The organism is Desulfovermiculus halophilus DSM 18834, assembly GCF_000620765.1.
Lineage (GTDB): Bacteria > Desulfobacterota > Desulfovibrionia > Desulfovibrionales > Desulfothermaceae > Desulfovermiculus > Desulfovermiculus halophilus.
In genome coordinates this window covers 1-16756 of the sequence record NZ_JIAK01000022.1, presented here as the reverse complement: position 1 = coordinate 16756, position 16756 = coordinate 1, and the positions used below count along the sequence as shown (strand labels likewise).

General features: G+C 56.0%; 15 protein-coding genes. 3 read left to right on the top strand and 12 right to left on the bottom strand.

What is annotated here, in order from left to right:
* The first annotated feature begins 1 nt into the window (after position 1).
* Positions 2-292 carry a type II toxin-antitoxin system RelE family toxin gene (locus tag N902_RS0110785; RefSeq protein WP_027370941.1) on the top strand — a complete coding sequence of 97 codons (291 nt, stop codon included), beginning with the start codon at positions 2-4 and terminating at the stop codon, positions 290-292.
* A 401-nt stretch (positions 293-693) separates the two neighbouring features.
* Here the strand turns inward: N902_RS0110785 and polX are convergent, their stop codons facing one another.
* Positions 694-2415: a DNA polymerase/3'-5' exonuclease PolX gene (gene polX, locus N902_RS0110780; RefSeq protein WP_027370940.1), complete on the bottom strand. Its 1722-nt coding sequence runs from the start codon at positions 2413-2415 to the stop codon at positions 694-696.
* A 522-nt stretch (positions 2416-2937) separates the two neighbouring features.
* On the opposite strand from polX, the gene N902_RS17485 reads away from it, so the two are divergent.
* Positions 2938-4776 (top strand): thioredoxin domain-containing protein, encoded by a 1839-nt coding sequence (locus tag N902_RS17485; protein ID WP_051564519.1) that lies wholly within the window; start codon positions 2938-2940, stop codon positions 4774-4776.
* A 27-nt stretch (positions 4777-4803) separates the two neighbouring features.
* On the opposite strand, the gene N902_RS0110770 is transcribed toward N902_RS17485, so the two are convergent.
* The 7 genes from N902_RS0110770 to N902_RS0110735 form a co-directional block, all read right to left on the bottom strand.
* The gene (locus N902_RS0110770) at positions 4804-5127 is read right to left on the bottom strand and encodes a hypothetical protein (RefSeq protein WP_153304197.1); all 324 of its coding nucleotides are present in this window, start codon (positions 5125-5127) and stop codon (positions 4804-4806) included.
* A 754-nt stretch (positions 5128-5881) separates the two neighbouring features.
* A complete protein-coding gene (locus N902_RS0110760) occupies positions 5882-6277 on the bottom strand; it encodes a PIN domain-containing protein (RefSeq protein WP_027370938.1) in 396 nt (131 codons plus the stop codon).
* On the bottom strand, positions 6274-6534 hold the full coding sequence (locus tag N902_RS0110755; protein WP_027370937.1) for an AbrB/MazE/SpoVT family DNA-binding domain-containing protein: 261 nt from the start codon (positions 6532-6534) through the stop codon (positions 6274-6276). The genes N902_RS0110760 and N902_RS0110755 overlap by 4 nt, the downstream gene beginning before the upstream one ends.
* A gap of 270 nt (positions 6535-6804) precedes the next feature.
* Positions 6805-8826: a CocE/NonD family hydrolase gene (locus N902_RS0110750; RefSeq protein ID WP_027370936.1), complete on the bottom strand. Its 2022-nt coding sequence runs from the start codon at positions 8824-8826 to the stop codon at positions 6805-6807.
* A 557-nt stretch (positions 8827-9383) separates the two neighbouring features.
* Positions 9384-10007 carry an ATP-binding protein gene (locus N902_RS20205; protein WP_208596316.1) on the bottom strand — a complete coding sequence of 208 codons (624 nt, stop codon included), beginning with the start codon at positions 10005-10007 and terminating at the stop codon, positions 9384-9386.
* Between the two features lie 113 nt (positions 10008-10120).
* Complete coding sequence (locus tag N902_RS20200; protein WP_208596315.1) at positions 10121-10687, bottom strand: ATP-grasp domain-containing protein; 567 nt, start codon at positions 10685-10687, stop codon at positions 10121-10123.
* Between the two features lie 707 nt (positions 10688-11394).
* Complete coding sequence (locus N902_RS0110735) at positions 11395-12465, bottom strand: DUF362 domain-containing protein (RefSeq protein WP_027370935.1); 1071 nt, start codon at positions 12463-12465, stop codon at positions 11395-11397.
* Positions 12466-13394: 929 nt separating this feature from the next.
* Here N902_RS0110735 and ettA point away from each other — a divergent pair.
* Positions 13395-15077 (top strand): energy-dependent translational throttle protein EttA, encoded by a 1683-nt coding sequence (gene ettA, locus N902_RS0110730; protein ID WP_027370934.1) that lies wholly within the window; start codon positions 13395-13397, stop codon positions 15075-15077.
* A 429-nt stretch (positions 15078-15506) separates the two neighbouring features.
* Here the strand turns inward: ettA and N902_RS17475 are convergent, their stop codons facing one another.
* From N902_RS17475 to N902_RS20195, 4 genes are all read right to left on the bottom strand, one after another.
* On the bottom strand, positions 15507-15716 hold the full coding sequence (locus N902_RS17475; protein ID WP_034622556.1) for a type II toxin-antitoxin system HicB family antitoxin: 210 nt from the start codon (positions 15714-15716) through the stop codon (positions 15507-15509).
* Positions 15717-15772: 56 nt separating this feature from the next.
* A complete protein-coding gene (locus N902_RS0110720; RefSeq protein ID WP_027370933.1) occupies positions 15773-15994 on the bottom strand; it encodes a type II toxin-antitoxin system MqsA family antitoxin in 222 nt (73 codons plus the stop codon).
* A complete protein-coding gene (locus tag N902_RS20650; RefSeq protein ID WP_425246743.1) occupies positions 15991-16263 on the bottom strand; it encodes a DUF4258 domain-containing protein in 273 nt (90 codons plus the stop codon). Before N902_RS20650 ends, N902_RS0110720 begins: the two co-directional genes overlap by 4 nt.
* A gap of 309 nt (positions 16264-16572) precedes the next feature.
* The coding region (locus N902_RS20195) for a hypothetical protein (protein ID WP_034622555.1) at positions 16573-16756 on the bottom strand (184 nt) is incomplete at its 5' end.

Sequence of the window (16756 nt, the reverse complement as noted above, 5' to 3'; positions counted from 1 at the left end):
CATGTCATGGACCATCCTCTACCATCATGCAATCGAAGACGATTTGGAAAGCGTTGGTCGGTCTGCGGCGCGCAGAATAGTGCGTGCCATAGATGCGAAACTTGCCCGTGCCCCGTTGCAGTTTGGTTCTCCACTATCCGGAAATCTGGCCGATTTTCGAAAACTGCGGGTTGGCGATTACCGCGTGGTATATCAGGTCCACGAAAATAAGGTTGTGGTCTTTGTTCTGGCTGTTGGCCCAAGAAGAGATAAAGAAATCTACAGAACGGCATTGAAAAGAAATATATACTGATGGGTGCGAAATGTTCTTTATATTGCGCTCCCATTTGTATGAAAATAATGCTCTAAGGTCTTGTTTTTACAGGATGTGTTATTTTCATGCTTCGTTGTGCCTGCGCTTTGGCAGGCATGTGGGTTTGTATGAAAAGCAGGCAGGTGGTTAGTTGGGATACTCCAAATCCAAATCCAAATCGGGATCGGGATCGGTATCGAAATCGAAAGAATATGTCGTTCGGTGCAGCAGGAACCTTCAGTTTATGCATCTCGATCCCGATCCCGATAGCGATTACGAACCCGAAGAAAGAAAATCACAACAATCGGTATCGAAATCGTTTGTATGCTTCGGTAGCGCAAGCGTGCCTGCGCCTTGGCAGGCATGTGGGTTAATAATTATGGCTTTCAGCCACCTTATCTTTACCACCTCTGGAGAATCTCCCTCAGCTCGGCCAGGGACCTGGTATTGACCACATCCCCTGCCTCCAGCCATCCCCGTCTGGCCTGCCCCACCCCGAAGCGGACCAGCCCGAGATTTCCGATCTGATGAGCGTCCGAGGATATGGCCACCTTCACCCCCAGCTCTTTGGCCGCCTTGCAGGAGATGTCATCCAGGTCCAGACGGTCCGGCTGACTGTTCAGCTCCAGGATGCATCCTCTCTCCCTAGCCCCACGCAGAATACGTTCCATATCCAGGGCATAGGCCTCCCTGGCCCCGATCAGCCGCCCGCTGGGATGCCCCAGAATCGTGCAGTTGGGGTTGTCCATGGCCCGCAGAATCCGCTCGGTCTGTTTCTCAGCCGACAGGTTGAAGGCTGTGTGCACCGAGCAGATGCAGAGGTCCAGCTTCTGCAGGATCCAATCCGGCAGATCCAGGCTCCCGTCCTTGAGGATATCCACCTCTGATCCCTTGAGCAGGGTCATCCCGGACAGGCGGTCATTCACAGCCTCTATCTCCTCGATCTGCTCCACAAGCCTTTGCTCGTCCAGACCGCCGGCCATGCCCAGGTTGCGGGTATGATCGCTTATCCCCAGGTATTCATAGCCCAGCTCCCGGGCTGCCTGCGCCAGATCTTCCAAGGTGTTCATCCCGTCCGAGGCCGTGGTATGCACATGCAGGTCCCCCCGCAGGTCCGTCTCTTCAATCAGCGTGGGGAGCAGCCCCTTTGCCCCGGCCTCCAGCTCCCCTCTGTCTTCCCGCAGTTCTGGTTGAATATAGGGCAGCCCCACGCAGGAGTACACCTCGTTCTCGCTTGCGCCCGCGATCTGGGTCTCACCCCGGAAGACTCCGTATTCATTGACCTTGAGCTCCAGATCCAGGGCCAGGCGGCGGACAGCGATATTATGGGCCTTGGAGCCGGTAAAGTAATGCAGGGCCGCGCCGAAGGATTCCGGCTCCACAAAGCGCAGATCTACCTGCAGCCCGTTTTTCAGGACCACTGAGGACTTGGTCCGCCCGTGAGCCAGCACCTGCCGCACATCCTCGTACTCGATCAAGGCCTGCATGACTTCGTCCGAACCGGACCCGGTGACCAGGATATCCAAATCGCCCACTGTTTCCTTGCGCCGCCGGAAGCTTCCGGCCACTGTCACCTCCTGCACTCCTTCCTGCTTTTGCAGTTGCCGGACCAGATCCTGTGCAACATCCTCCACAACAGCCAGCTTGAACCGCTTCTCCTGGCTCTGAAACCGCTTGACCTCCGCCAGGATATTCTTCTGGATCTTTGGGCCGAACCCGGACAGCTGGGCCACTTTGCCCTCCGCAGCCGCCTGCTGCAGATCAGCCGCTGAGTTCACCCCCAGCTCGTCGTGCAGGGCCTTGATCCGTTTGGGCCCCAGGCCCTGAACATGCAGGAGGCTGACCAGTTCCGGCGACACCCGCTGCCTGGCCTTCTCCAGAGCCGACAGGGACCCGGTTTGCACAATTTCCTTGATCTTGCCGGCCAGCTCCCGGCCGATGCCGGGATACTCGGTCAGATCCTCCTCCCGGCTGACCAGCTCGCGTAAATTGTGCGCAAGCCCGCTGACAGCCCGGGCCCCGTTGCGATAGGCCCTGACCCGGAAGGGATTGGCCCCTTCAATCTCCAGGATATCGGCCAGCTCTTCGAACATGGAGGCGACGTCCTTGTTGTGTGCCGGCATAGTCTTTATTCCTTGTTATTTGAATGAATATGATTATTCTAGCATATACAGCATGCGGCATCCATCCCATGGGCCGCCGAGGTCACCGCAACCGAACAAACGCTGATGATCACTGGCGCGAAGAATGAGCGTTTAGTGCAGCCGTTTGTTGTGATTTTCTTTCTTCGGGTTCGCAATCGATATCGATACCCATAAGCTGAGGATTCCTCCTGCACCGAATGACATATTCTATGAAAAACTGTTATTAGTTATTCGTTAATAGTTATCAGGATCAGATTGGGTAGCGACTCCCAGTCGGTATCGGTATCGAAATCGTTTGTATGCTTCGTTAGCGCAAGCGTGCCTGCGCCTTGGCAGGCATGTGGCTTAGAAAATACCGGGCCGAAAGTGTGCATCCAGAAGAGACGGCAAACTCCAAAAATCCACAGGCTATGTCGAAGAACCATATTCTTTCGATTACGATAGCGATCCCGATTTCGATTTGGATTATCCCAACAAGGTGGTATCCGTTCAGGAGATTGTATGTCAGACACACCAGGCCCTGGAAATCACTTGATCCACGAGAAAAGCCCCTATCTCTTGCAGCATGCCTTCAACCCGGTGGACTGGCACCCCTGGTCCGAAGATGCCTTTGCCCTGGCCAGACAGACGGATCGTCCCCTTTTCGTGTCCATCGGCTACGCCACCTGCCACTGGTGTCACGTCATGGAACACGAATCCTTTGAGGATCAGGACGTGGCCCAGGCCTTGAACCAAGGATTTGTTTCCATCAAGGTGGACCGGGAGGAGCGCCCGGACATCGACCAGATCTATATGAACGCCTGCCGCCTGATCTCCGGACGGGGCGGCTGGCCCCTGACCGTGGTCATGACCCCGGACGCAAAGCCTTTCTTCGCCGCCACCTATATCCCCAAGCATAGCCGCTTCGGCCAGCCCGGGCTTTTGGATCTTCTGGCCCAGATCACACGGATGTGGACCCACGACCGGGATCGGGTGCTGGACTCGGCCCGGAAGGTGGCCGGGGCGCTGCAAGGCCTGACCCCCGAAGCCTCCACGGTCACCCTGGACGAATCCGTGCTCAAGGCTGCCTTCGACGGCCTTGCTGACCGCTACGATCCGGAATACGGCGGCTTTGGGCAGGCCCCGAAGTTCCCCGCCCCGCACAACCTTCTGTTTCTGCTCCGCTATTGGAAGCGGTCTGGAAGCACTACGGCCTTGGACATGGTGCGTACCACGCTCCAGGCCATGCGCCGGGGCGGCATCTTCGACCAGCTGGGCTTTGGGTTCCACCGCTACTCCACGGACCGGACCTGGCTGGTGCCCCATTTTGAAAAGATGCTCTACGACCAGGCCATGCTGGTCCTGGCTCTGGCCGAAGCCTATGCGCACACCGGGGACGACTTCTATCCCCAGGTCATAGGAGAGACCATCGGCTATCTCACGCAGGATATGCGCCATCCCTCCGGCGCCTTCTATTCCGCCGAAGATGCCGACAGTGAGGGGGAAGAAGGGAAGTTCTACGTATGGACCAACCAGGACATCGAGGAGGTGCTCACCCCGGAGGAAGCCAAGCTGGCCAAAACGGTCTTCGGCCTCACTCTGGAAGGAAATTATACGGACGAGGCCAGCGGACGCCGGACCGGGGCGAACATTCTGCATCTTCCCCGCCCCTTGCACCAGGCAGCCGAAAGCCTGGGAGAAGACCCCCAAGACCTTTCAGCGCAGCTGGAGACCATCCGTTCCAAGCTCTTGGCCGCCCGCAGCCGCCGCCCCCGCCCCTTGCTGGACGACAAGATCCTTACCGACTGGAACGGCTTGATGATCGCCGCCCTGGCCCGGGCCGGACAGGTGGCGGACAACCGGCAGTACGTCCAGGACGCACAATCCGCTGCTGAGTTCATCCTGGACCAGATGCACGACAGTGGACGCCTCCTGCACCGCTACCGGGACGGGCAGGCGGCCATTCCCGGCATGCTCGACGACTACGCCTTCTTTATCTGGGGATTGCTCGAGCTGTATTCAGCCGTCCACGATCCCCGCTATCTGTCCCTGGCCCAGGATCTGACCCGCACATGCCTGGATCACTTCCGGGACTTGAAGCAGGGGGGCTTCTATCTGACCCCGGACGACGGAGAAGAGCTTCTGACCAGACCTCAGGAGGTCACCGACGGGGCCATTCCCTCCGGCAACAGCGTCATGCTCTCCAACCTGCTCCGCCTGGCCGCCATGGCCGGGGACCCGGAACCGGATCGCAGGGCCCGGGAATTGATCGCCGCCTTTTCCGGGACCGTGACCGAGATACCGGCCGGATGCACCTTTTTCCTCTGCGGGTTGGATATGGCCCTGAACAGCTCCGGATGAGCACGAAGAGAGGGGGCAAATGGAATGCTAAAGATCCTGCGGAGTAATGCCCTGGATGATCTGCTCGATGAGCTGTGCGCTTTCCGAGAGCTTGATCCGCTCCAGCTTCTCCACCCTGCTTCTGCACCATTGGCATCCGCCGTTTTCGGAAAAGACATGGGCGTACATCTCTTCAAAGCCAGGCCCCAGGGTGACATCCGGGGGTAGGTCTCCATGGGAGCGCTGCCGGCACATGCGGTAGGTCTCGACCATGTCCACCACTTTCTCCTTCATCCCCGGATGACGGGCCAAAAAGACATGCAGATCCTGAATAAAGGACACCAGATTCTGATACTCGGCCATTGCACTCATACTCCCGTATCCAGTTAGACACACTGATTTTTACAGGGACGGGACTGCAAAAAATCGTCTTATTACTGATCTCTGACCTCTGATCTCTGCTTAGCTCCAAGAGGGCGAATGATTATTCGCCCCTACACTCAATCCCCCGGATCCAGGCCTGAGGCCGATCTCTGATCTCTGTCTTCCGACCTCCGACCTCTGACTTCCGACCTCTGACCTCTGTCTTCTGTCTACAGACTACCGTCGTCTGATATCCGGATTCTTTTCCGTCCCCCCTTGAGGGGGGTACGGGGGGTGTTTCTTCTTTCTGTCTTCCGACTTCCGACCTCTGTCCACTGCCCACTGACTTCTGATCTCTGACCTCTGTCTTCTGTCTTCCGTCTACAGACTACCGTCGTCTGATATCCGGATTCTTTTCCGTCCCCCCTTGAGGGGGGGTACGGGGGGTGTTTCTTCTTTCTGTCTTCCGACTTCCGACCCCTGTCCACTGCCCACTGACTTCTGATCTCTGACCTCTGTCTTCTGTCTTCTGTCTTCTGCTCAGCCCCAAAGAAGGCGAATGATTATTCGCCCCTACTCGATCCGCCGGATCTGCACCGTTTCCTGGTCCAGCTCCTGGACATCGGATCGAATATTCTCAGGCCGAGCATCAGCCATATCACAATTCCTGCATACATTACAGGGTTTTTCGACGTAGCCTGTGGATTTTTGGAGTTTGCCGTCTCTTATACATGCTATTCCACTTTCTGTGTCGAAGAGCCCATTAGAGCTTCTGCATATTGGAGAGCTGAGAAAATTTCTTATCAAAGGTAAACACCGTATCGACCGTGCCCTGAAGATAATCTCTTCTTATGAGACGATCAGCAAATCCAGGACCTGCTCCCGGATACTCTTGAAGGACCAGCAAAGCCTGTCCGGTACTGGTGACCATTTTCGAGGCTAGAAAATCACGAAGGCATTCCACCGCTTCTTTTACAGGAACCTGATAGTGATAGGACAGTGCATGATATGTTTCTTGGATGACCAGGTCAGAAACCTGGACCTTTATCTGTTTCTGGTAACAATCTTTAACAAACCAAAATGCTCTCTGAGCTTGTTCTTCAGGAACACCCATTAATAATCGCAAAACAACGCATGTATCCAAACCAACAGAGGTCATATTTTCCTTCCCAGACCTGATCCAATAGATGTGCGGATGTCTTCCATCTCATGGCTCTTGCCTGAAGCGTATTTGCTCAAACGGCCAAACCAAGTTTGAGAGTGTTGTTTCTGGGATGTTAGGATCCAAACTGGACCTTCCTCAAGTTCTTTTCGCTCCAGCACAAGTTCATCCCCAGGCTGAATGCCAAGCTCCCGGCATAGCTGTACAGGAAAGGTAGCCTGTCGTTTGCTCGTAAGCTTGATAGTATGACTCATAATTGCCTCCTTACTCATATGCATAATAGTAAGGGGTAATAACATCCTGTCAAGGCGACCCGCGAAGATGCGATAGCAAAAATGGTTTTTGCCCTCGCCAGAAGTCAGAGATCAGAGATCAGAAGTCAGAGGTCATTAAAAACAAAGGGTTACAATTCCAGACTTCATCGCAAATGAACGGAATGCGACTTTTTGCAGTGACATCTGCTAAGTACAGATATTCGTAAATACAATGACATTGCAATGCCAACTGCATGCTCGATGAGAGCCCTACACCAAATCCCGGGGGATCTGTTCATCCCAGCTTCGGCTGAACACCCGGCTGTCCCCTTCAAAGGCGTCCAGATCAGCCCGGATATGAAAATGGGTTGCACTTGATGTGAGCAGGGTCCGGGCCTTTGTGGTCACCTCCCACGCTCCGCGCCTGAAACTGCGCTCCCATATGGTCTCTCCGCGCAGGGAATTGTAGTCGTCATCGCAAAAGACATAATTCTCAATGACCTTGCTGGCCACCTCCAGGTCGATATCATCAATCCTGTACACGCCCTCGTCGTTGATCACCTCCAGCCTGGATTCGTCCTTGGCCAAATCCCGGACCACAGTCCACGACTGCCGGGTGGGCTGGATCAATGTCTTGTTCAGGGCAGGAGCCGCCTCCGGCTGGGCAAAGGGCCTGACCTCCGCATCCTTGGGATTGGGGAGGCGAACCGGCAGAATAAGCCGGCTTGTCTTCCGGTACACGGTCAGCCGAACCGGGGCCGGGGAAGGCCAGGCCAGGGGCCAGTACACAGTGGAGATGGCCAGGCGGATCCGATTGCCGGCCGGGAATCTCTGGGCGATATCGTTCATCTGGATCCTGACCCGGTACCGCTTCCCCGGTTCAAGGGGCTCTGGATGCTCATGGCCGTTGCGATGGGTCAGATTGAGCAGCCCGTAGGTCACCCGGGTGGCTTTGTCGTCGGGCAGGATATCCGAGAGGCGGACGGCAATCATGGCCACCGGCCGGTTGGAGGACAGATCCAGCTCCACCACCGGCGGGCCCAGAATCTCCATATCTTCTTCCAACACATCGGAATCAAAGGTCATGGCCCCGCCGTCCTCATCCCGCTGATCGTGGGGAAGATCCGGGGGCGCGCTGTAGGAGCACCACTTCCCGGCAAACAGGCCCACGCTGAGTGGAGACTGCACGGTCAGCCCGTCCTCCTCATGTATCTCCTCCTGCGACCCCATCCAGGCAAACCCCAAATGATAGTCCACAGGCCTTGTATTCCGGCCCGGCCACGTATCTTCCACCACCCAGCGTCCCGGCCGGTGGTCGTAGCTGGTGGACGGGGCCACGCTTTCCTGCATCCAGACCCGAAGCATGGGGTCATCCATGATCCCGGTGTCTGTGTCCTTAAGCCACTGGTCCCACCAGCGCAGGGCTTCCTGCAGAAATCCAATGGCCGGCCCCGGCCGGCCCAAATGGGGATAGAGGTGGCTCCAGGGGCCGATCAGCCCCTTGCGCGGGACCTGCAGATTGGCCAAAAGGCGCATCACCGCGTTGGAGTACCCGTCCGCCCACCCGCTGACGGCCATGACCGGGCACTGAATGCAGGAGAAATCCTCGCACACCGAGCCGTGCTTCCAGTACTCGTCCCTGCGTTGATGCTTGAGCCACTTGGCCAGCCACAGCCCGCTGCCGTCCAGCCGCTGCATCCACATGTCCCGCCATGAGTCCCCCACAATCCGCGGATCGGGCGGACAGCTGTTGTGGCTGAACATGGTCGAGGCCCAGGACAGATTGTCCCCCAGCAGACAGCCGCCCATGTGATGGATGTCGTCGGAGTAGCGGTCGTCTGTGGAACACAAAGAGATAACCGCCTTCAGGGCCGGGGGCTGGAGAGCGGCCAGCTGCAGGCCGTTGAACCCGCCCCAGGAAATCCCGATCATGCCCACCCGGCCCGAGCACCAGGGCTGCTCCGCCAGCCACTGGATGATCTCCAGTCCGTCATCCAGCTCCAGCTGGAGATATTCATCCTCCAGCACGCCTTCGGATTCACCGCTGCCCCGGATATCCACCCGCACGCAGGCGTAGCCGTGTCCGGCAATGTATGCATGGTGCTGCACATCCCGCTCTGCGGTCAGATCGTTCTTTCGATAGGGGATATATTCCAGGATAGCCGGGACGGGATCGGTTTCCGCGTCCTCCGGCAGCCAGATCCGGGCGGCCAGCCGGCATCCGTCGGACATGGGAATCCACTCATTGAATATCTCCCGGACCGGGCGAGGAAAGGTGCTGACAATTTTCACGGCCTTGTGCTCCTTTTGGGGTTTCTATGCCCAGGCTCAGTATGAGTTATCCGTTAATAGTTATCAGGATCCGATTGGGTAACCAGTCCCAGTCGGTATCGGGATCGGTATCGAAATCGTTATCCATAAACTGAGGGTTCCTGCTGCACGGAATGACATATTCTTTCGATTTCGATAGCGATCCCGATTTCGATTTGGATTATCCCAACTATTAACTCATAACAGTTTTTCATACGAAAGCTTATCATACACGTGAGTGCCGGGTGGCGGGACCAAGAAAATGTGCGGGCCTGCCGCTCACGGCACACAAAAGAGACGGCAAACTCTTATGTAGGCAGTTCCACTTTCTGTGTCGAAGAGCCTTATTTTCATGCTTCGTTGTTCCCGCTTCGGGCATGTGGGTTTGGACACCAAAAACCGCGGTTCTGGAAATACAACACAGCACAGAACCATAGCCGCTGCCGATCTTTATCCCCGTCCCCCTTGAGGGGGGGTTGGGGGGTGTTTCTTGCACGACAATCGAAATATACCGATCCAGGAGCGGCGGTCCTGGCAAGTTATTCTGCAACCGGCTGAAATTCAAAGGGCAGCATCTCCTGGCACATGAGATACTTGTCCAGGAGCTCCTTTTGATCCTTCCCGCCGATGAACAGATGACAGATGGCGTGGCTGTAGCTGTCCTGCTCCAGAAGATCGGAGAGCTTCATCCCGGCCGCGACCTGAGGCCGGACAACGGCTCCCGGGATACGTTCCTGCACGTGTTCGATCTCCTGACCTGAGGGCACCCGGGTCACTTCCGCGTCACCGCTGAAAATCCGCCAGAAGAACTTAGCCGCGCAGGTGAACTCCCCCTGTCTGTGCGGGAAGTCGGGCTCTTCCCCGCAGGCCACCTGCACAGTGATCTGCTGATTGGATTGGCCGTCGACTTTCTCAAAGATGTCGCTGTGAGACTCGGAGACCCGGGTGTTGATTTCCAGGAGCCAGACTCTGTCCTGTTCCCGATTCCAATAGTACTCGATGTTAAACGCCGAGTTGTCGAACCCGATATAGGGGATGACCTTTTTGCTGATCGCGATCATCTGCTCCTGCACCACATCCGGCAGGGTGGACGGATATTCGTAGCGGAAAAAGCTGATCCCGTTCTCGTAGCGAATGGAATCGATGATCCCGATAGGCTCCACCCGGCCTTGAAAGGAATAGCCTTCCAGGGTGCACTGCCGCCCCCCGATGATGCTCTCGGCCAGGCAGAAGTGCCCCGGAACCCCGGCGACCCTTGGGGGCAGATCGGCCTGGCTCAGGACATAGTTGAACGGCTCGGAGATGAGATGGATCTGGCCCGGATCTGGGGAATGGCCCGCTCAAAATCGTCCCGGTTCTCGATCCGGAAACCGAGCAGGGACCCTGAGGCCTTGATGGGCTTGACCCAGAAGGGCGGCTCGAGCTCAATGCGTTCGTAAACACCATCTTCAAAGGGGTCAAAGGCCTGAAACCGAGGGATATGCTCCGGGATGATCTCCTGCTGCACCAGGCGGCTCCAATACTTGTGCTCGCACTTGAGCAGGCCCTCCAGACTGGGGGCAAGCTTGCCGAACCGGGCACAGAGCAGGGGCAGCATGGTGCTGACCGGAAAATCCATATAGGCCCCGATCCCGTGGATCTCTTTTCCGGTCTCCTTTTGCCATCTGCGCAGCTGCTTTTCGGCCCTGTCCAGCATGTCGGCAATGGGGAAATCGTAGGTATCCAGGATTTCGGAGGGATCCAAGAGGCCATGGAAGGAATACCTCTCGGCGTTGCGGATGGATCTGAGCTTGGACAGGTTGAAATCGTTCAGGCCGATGAAAAAGACATTTTTGGGGTCCATGGCGGCTTCCTCTCCTGGCGATCCGGAGATTCAGAACATGCTGCAAACAGCTGCAGCCATTTTCAGGTTCTTCGACGTAGCCTGTGGATTTTTGGAGTTTGCCATCTCTTCTGTATGCAATTCCACTTTCTGTGTCGAAGAGCCCATTTTCATATCCTGAGCTTCTATCCAACTATCCATGAACCCCGGGAAAAAAGCAATCAGAAGAGATTCTTTGCTCGCAGGCTCGCTTACGAATGACCCACAGGAGAGTGACGCCCCGCCGGATGGTTCGGATGCCCCCCTCTTGTCATTCTGAAGGAGCGAAGCGACTGAAGAATCTAAGGAAAGGGGCACTATCCAACCACCCCTGCCCCTCCTTGCCAAGCTGGTCTTTATACACACATGACACCGTGGGTTTTATCCTCAGAGGGCAGATGCGTGGCGGAAACCGCCTCCTCTGAGGACAATTGCGCGCAGACGCGTGACCGGAAGCCGTCTAGGATTGGCCCTACGAAGAAAGCGGGGTGCATATTGTCAATATCTGTACTTTGTTTGGCCCAGAACCGTGATCCTCTGTGTAGGGGCAGGCTTCGCGCTTTAGCGTAATGCCTGCCCTCTGGGCCTTCCTCCTGCCCGCGGTGTCAGGTGTGTGCGATGCCCTCCCTGGCAAGGAGGACAGGGGTGGTTGGGACGGTGATTCTTCAACTTCTTTTTTTCAGCGTCCATCACTGAAGACTCATGGCCTTTTCCGGACACAGCTCCTGGCAGCAGAAGCAGGTGATGCAGGTATCGGCATCCACCTCCGGGATGTTGTCCTCGCCCATCTCCAGGGCCGAGACCGGACAGTGCTCGATGCACTCCCCGCACCCGGTGCACAGCTCCGGATCGGCCCGGGGCTTGAGTCCGGCCTTGCTCCGCATCATCTCCTGGATATCGGCATTGGCCATATGGTCCTCCCCGCCAAGGGGCGGGAGCTTGAAGTCCGGAATCCGCACCAGATCGCCTATGATCTCAATGCCCTGCGGATCAAAATCTCCCAGGCCCAGATCCCTGGCCTTGTGCAGGGAGCGCAGCCGTCCCGGATCCAGGCCCATCATGGAAGCCATCACCGCATCCATGGCCACTGCATTGTCCGCGGCCAGGATGCGGCCGATGTCCCGCAGGTCCGGAGAGGCCGGACCGTTGCCTTCCATGCCCACCACGGCGTCCATAATGAACAGGTCCGGGACCCGGAGCCGGAAGACATCCACAATGGTTTCCTGAAACCGCTCCGGGGTCTTGGAGGCCTTGTGCAGCTTGGCCTTGAGTCCGCCCGGCAGGATGCCGTAGCTGTTCTTGATCGCCCCGGTGATCACGGTCAGGCCGTGGGTCTTGAACTTGGGCAGGCTGATGACCACGTCCGCGTCCAGGACCGCCTTGGATACCCCGACCCGGGGCAAAAGCTCGGGATCAAAGTCCATCTGGACCGAATCCGTCCCGATGTTCTGATAGTAGCCCTGGGCGGCCTCCATCAGCCCGCTCTGCTCAAAGCAGCGCTCGTTGTCCCCATAGTTGAACAGGCCGGGGTTGTCCCCGACCACGATCGAGGCCGGCTTGTAGTCTTCCACCGCCCGGACCACTGCCTGGAGCAGGGCCGGATGGGTGACCACCCCTTCCTCCGGCTTGGCGATGCGCAGGACATTGGGTTTTATCAGCACCTTCTTGCCGGCCATATCCTGGGGAAAAAGCTCCAGGGCCTTGCGCACAGCCGGCAGGCAGGTGGTATAATCAGCTGGTTCAATAAGCACACGGGACATATAATCCTCCATTGGATTCAGCAACTCATGGAAACATGATTTTCATTGACTTTCCCGTCATTGCGAGCACCTGAAAGGTGCGTGGCAATGTCATCCCAACATTCCAAGATTGGATCACTTGTAAATGTTGGCTCTTCGACACAGAAAGTGGAATTGCATACATAAGAGTTTGCCGTCTCTTCTGTGTGCCGTGAGCGTAAGGCCCGCACATTTTCTTGGTCCCGCCACCCGGCACTCACGTGTATGATAAGCTTTCGTCACACAAACCCACATGCCTGCCAAAGCGCAGGCACAACGAAGCATGAAAATAACACATCCTGTAAAAACAAGACCTTAGAGCATTATTTTCATACAAAAAGCAGTGACCTGCACGTGAGTAGCCGGGAGGGGGCAGGCATCCCCCTTTGGCGGGGCTTAGAAAATACCGGGCCGAAAGTGGGCACACAGAAGAGATGGCAAACTCCAAAAATCCACAGGCTACGTCGAAGAACCTAAATGTTGCCCCTGTCAAGATTCAAGGGGGTCTTTCTCAGCGAGGCCCCGGCTTCTTTGACATTGACTTCCATCCCACCCCTCCGTAAAAGAGTTGATCTCAATATGCACCAAATGTAGTATTTGGGCCCAAAAAGATCAACTACCCCGCATGCCTGCCAAGGCGCAGGCACGTTTGCGCTTCCGGGAACGCCAGGCGCCTGCCCGGCTCTTTCAAGGTCCGGTCATGCCCCAGCTGTTGCAGGAGCGATAATCACTTTGATCAGAGATTCTTCGCTCCCAGACTCGCTCAGAATGGCAAGAAAAAAGAATGGCGGCCCGCCGGATTGTTCTGATGCCCCCTCTTGTCGTTCTAAAGGAGCGTAGCGACTGAAGATTCTCATCTGTACGGGGTATCTCGGTCCTTTCATACAAAACCACCAAAGCGAGCACAACCTATGAGCCACGACGAACCGAACAAGATCATCTACTCCATGATGGGAGTGAGCAAGCACTACAACCACCAGCCGGTAATCAAGGACATCTCCCTGTCCTACTTCTACGGGGCCAAGATCGGGGTCATTGGCCTGAACGCCTCGGGCAAGAGCTCTCTTTTGCGGATCATGGCCGGGGTGGACCAGGACTTTGAGGGCGAGACCCATCTGGCTCCGGGGTACAGCGTGGGCTATCTGGAGCAGGAACCCGAGCTGGACCAGGCCAAGACCGTGCGGGATGTGGTGGCCGAAGGCGCGCAGGAAGCCTTTGACCTCCTGCAGGAGTTCGAGGAAATCAACGCCAAGTTTGCCGAACCCATGGACGACCAGGCCATGGATAAGCTGATCAATCGCCAGGCCGAGGTCCAGTCCAAGCTGGACGCGGTCAATGCCTGGGATATCGAGAGCCGTCTGGATATGGCCATGGAGGCCCTGCGCTGCCCTCCCGGAGACACGCAGGTCGCAAACATATCCGGGGGGGAGAAGCGGCGGGTGGCCCTGTGCCGCCTGCTCATCCGCCAGCCGGACATCCTGCTCCTGGACGAGCCCACCAACCACCTGGATGCGGAGACCGTGGCCTGGCTGGAACACCATCTGCAGGCCTACCCCGGCACGGTAATCGCCGTGACCCACGACCGCTATTTCCTGAACAACGTGGCCGGCTGGATCCTGGAGCTGGACCGGGGGGTGGGCGTGCCATGGAAGGGCAACTACGCCTCCTGGCTGGAGCAGAAAAAGACCAAGATGCAGCAGGAAAAACGGGTGGACAAGAAGTGGCGGACCACCCTGGCCCGAGAGCTGGAGTGGCTGCATATGAGCCCCGAGGACCGGCACAAGCACAACCAGGAGCGGATCGTCAAGTACTCCGATCTGCTCTCAGCAGCCGACACCCAGAGTGAAGACCTGCAGATCGTCATCCCCCCGGGACCCCGCCTGGGCGACGTGGTGGTCGAGGCCGATCAGGTGCGCAAGGCCTTCGGGGACATCCTGCTCATGGACGGCATGTCCTTTACCGTTCCTCCGGGAGCCATCGTGGGCATCATCGGACCCAACGGGGCCGGGAAAACCACCCTATTCCGCATGCTGACCGGAAATGAAGAGCCGGACGACGGCACCCTGCGCCTGGGCCAGAGCGTCAAGCTGGCCTACGTGGAGCAGAGCAGGGAGAAGCTGGATCCACAGCAGACGGTCTGGGAGGCCATCAGCGGGGGCAAGGACACCATCCGCCTGGGGGACAGGGAGGTCAACTCCCGGGCCTATGTGGCCCGGTTCAATATCACCGGCGCTGAGCAGCAGCGCAAGGTTGGCGAGCTCTCCGGCGGGGTGCGCAACCGGGTCCATCTGGCCATGATGGTCAAGGAAGGGGCCAACCTCCTCCTGTTGGACGAGCCGACCAACGATCTGGACGTGAACACCATGCGGGCCTTGGAAGACGCCCTGCAGAGCTTTGCCGGCAGCGCCATGATCATCAGCCACGACCGCTGGTTCCTGGACCGGGTGGCCACCCATATCCTGGCCTTTGAAGGCGAAAGCCAGGTGGTCTGGTTCGACGGCAACTTCAGCGAATACGAGGAGGACAAGAAGCGCCGCCTGGGCCAGGACGCCCTGCAGCCGCAGCGGATCAAGTACCGAAAGCTGACTAGATAGGCTGGTACCGGCATGCCTAGCACCAGTGATCAGCGAAAATCTGCGTAATCAGCGGCTATTTCTTCTCTTTTGCCCCTGATGGGCTGTCTGCGGAAAGAAAAGAGGAAGAGCCTTAACCGCTGATAAAGATGATCAACGCTGATGGGAGGAAAAAGGCCTCTGGTCATAGATCAGCGGAGATCTGCGTAATCTGCGATTATTTCTTCTCTTTTGCCACCGAAGGGCTGGCTGCGGAAAGAAAAAGCGAAAGAGCTTTTTACCGCTGATAAAGATGATCCGCGCTGATGAGAAAAGAAGCCTTTTCTTGTCAGTGATCAGCGAAGAAAGGAATATCCTTTGCGGGCAATGAACTACTTGTTTGCATGTTCTGTTTTGGAGATCTCTGTCCAGGTGGGCATCATAAGTCCTGTCCATATAACTTACTGAGCACTAAGCCCATTCAGGCTCAGGTATGTCTATAGCATCCATCATAAATCCAGGTTCAAAGGGGACTTCAGCTTCAAGCATTTCTTGAGCGCCAACCTTGAGAGACTCCAGAAGTTCTTCTTTGGTCTCTTCCTGAGCATTGACACCGGGCAGATCCACCAACCAGCCAATCCACCAGCCATCGGTTTGCTTTATAACGGCTCTGAATTTCATGGCTTACCTCAGAAAAGGTGTCTGTCCCTTTATGCTCCTTTGGGTAAGTCATATTCTTATGCAGCGAACCGTCTCACTTCAAGCTCTGATGACTCATCCATGGAATCGAAAAGTATTTCCAGTTGCTCCATTACGGTATCTGTCAATTCGTACTCACCACAGAAAATACATTGCTCCACTGGGACATCCTTGACCACAATGATCCGGTGATCTTCAAGTTTAAAAGGAAGATCTGTCCGGATACTCTCCATGTTCCCGCCACATAATCGGCATTTCATTTGATACGCCTTTTCTTGAAATTGTTAGTCCACTCAGCAGGATCTGGCCTATAGGATGTAATTACACGTACATTATTCTCGTTTGTATCTACACCAAGAAGAATATGAAATATTTCATCATCGTATTTTGACCACACTAAACAACTTGGCAAGTACTTATCCTCAGGGTAAGATTCGATCAGAATATAGCTCTCAACAGATTCCAAAATCCAAGAACGACGTATTGATCTCTGTCGAAGTCGCATATTTACGTGATAGGTCCAAAACATATTCCTGGACCTGACACAAGACTGAATGAATTGAAGTGGAAATTCAGGTGGTTCCATTAAGTATCAAGATATCCGAAATTCAGCTAAAAGGCAACAACCACTACAGCAACACACATCATCTTACAACACCAACCTGACTACATTTCAAACTCCCAACCTTTTCATGGAGTACACCCCTTCCACACCACCGACAGAGGTAAACTTCCGCTTCACCCAGTTAAACATTTACCCCGTTTAACCTTCTTGAATTTAACTGGGGCGGCAAAGCCGTAGACCGAAGGTCTGTTTAACCGGGTCTATCCTAGGACCTCACAGGTATTTGACCTGGTCGAAAGCAAAATTGTCAAATCCAACCTGCCCCTTTTCTCTCATTTGACCCTGATGGCGGATCTGTAGAAGTAAAAAGAAGAAAAGATTTTTACCGCTGATAAAGATGATCCGCGCTGATAAGAAAAGAAGCCTTTTCTTGTCAGTGATCAGCGAAGATCTGCGT

Excerpts from the sequence above, each read along its gene's own strand:
- N902_RS0110770 (WP_153304197.1), bottom strand. The coding sequence starts at position 5,127 with ATGAGTGCAATGGCCGAGTATCAGAATCTGGTGTCCTTTATTCAGGAT.
- N902_RS20200 (WP_208596315.1), bottom strand. The coding sequence starts at position 10,687 with ATGGACCCCAAAAATGTCTTTTTCATCGGCCTGAACGATTTCAACCTG.
- N902_RS0110760 (WP_027370938.1), bottom strand. The coding sequence starts at position 6,277 with ATGACCTCTGTTGGTTTGGATACATGCGTTGTTTTGCGATTATTAATG.
- N902_RS20650 (WP_425246743.1), bottom strand. The coding sequence starts at position 16,263 with ATGTTTTGGACCTATCACGTAAATATGCGACTTCGACAGAGATCAATA.
- ettA (WP_027370934.1), top strand. The coding sequence starts at position 13,395 with ATGAGCCACGACGAACCGAACAAGATCATCTACTCCATGATGGGAGTG.
- N902_RS17485 (WP_051564519.1), top strand. The coding sequence starts at position 2,938 with ATGTCAGACACACCAGGCCCTGGAAATCACTTGATCCACGAGAAAAGC.
- N902_RS0110720 (WP_027370933.1), bottom strand. The coding sequence starts at position 15,994 with ATGAAATGCCGATTATGTGGCGGGAACATGGAGAGTATCCGGACAGAT.
- N902_RS0110735 (WP_027370935.1), bottom strand. The coding sequence starts at position 12,465 with ATGTCCCGTGTGCTTATTGAACCAGCTGATTATACCACCTGCCTGCCG.
- N902_RS0110755 (WP_027370937.1), bottom strand. The coding sequence starts at position 6,534 with ATGAGTCATACTATCAAGCTTACGAGCAAACGACAGGCTACCTTTCCT.
- N902_RS0110785 (WP_027370941.1), top strand. The coding sequence starts at position 2 with ATGTCATGGACCATCCTCTACCATCATGCAATCGAAGACGATTTGGAA.
- N902_RS17475 (WP_034622556.1), bottom strand. The coding sequence starts at position 15,716 with ATGAAATTCAGAGCCGTTATAAAGCAAACCGATGGCTGGTGGATTGGC.
- polX (WP_027370940.1), bottom strand. The coding sequence starts at position 2,415 with ATGCCGGCACACAACAAGGACGTCGCCTCCATGTTCGAAGAGCTGGCC.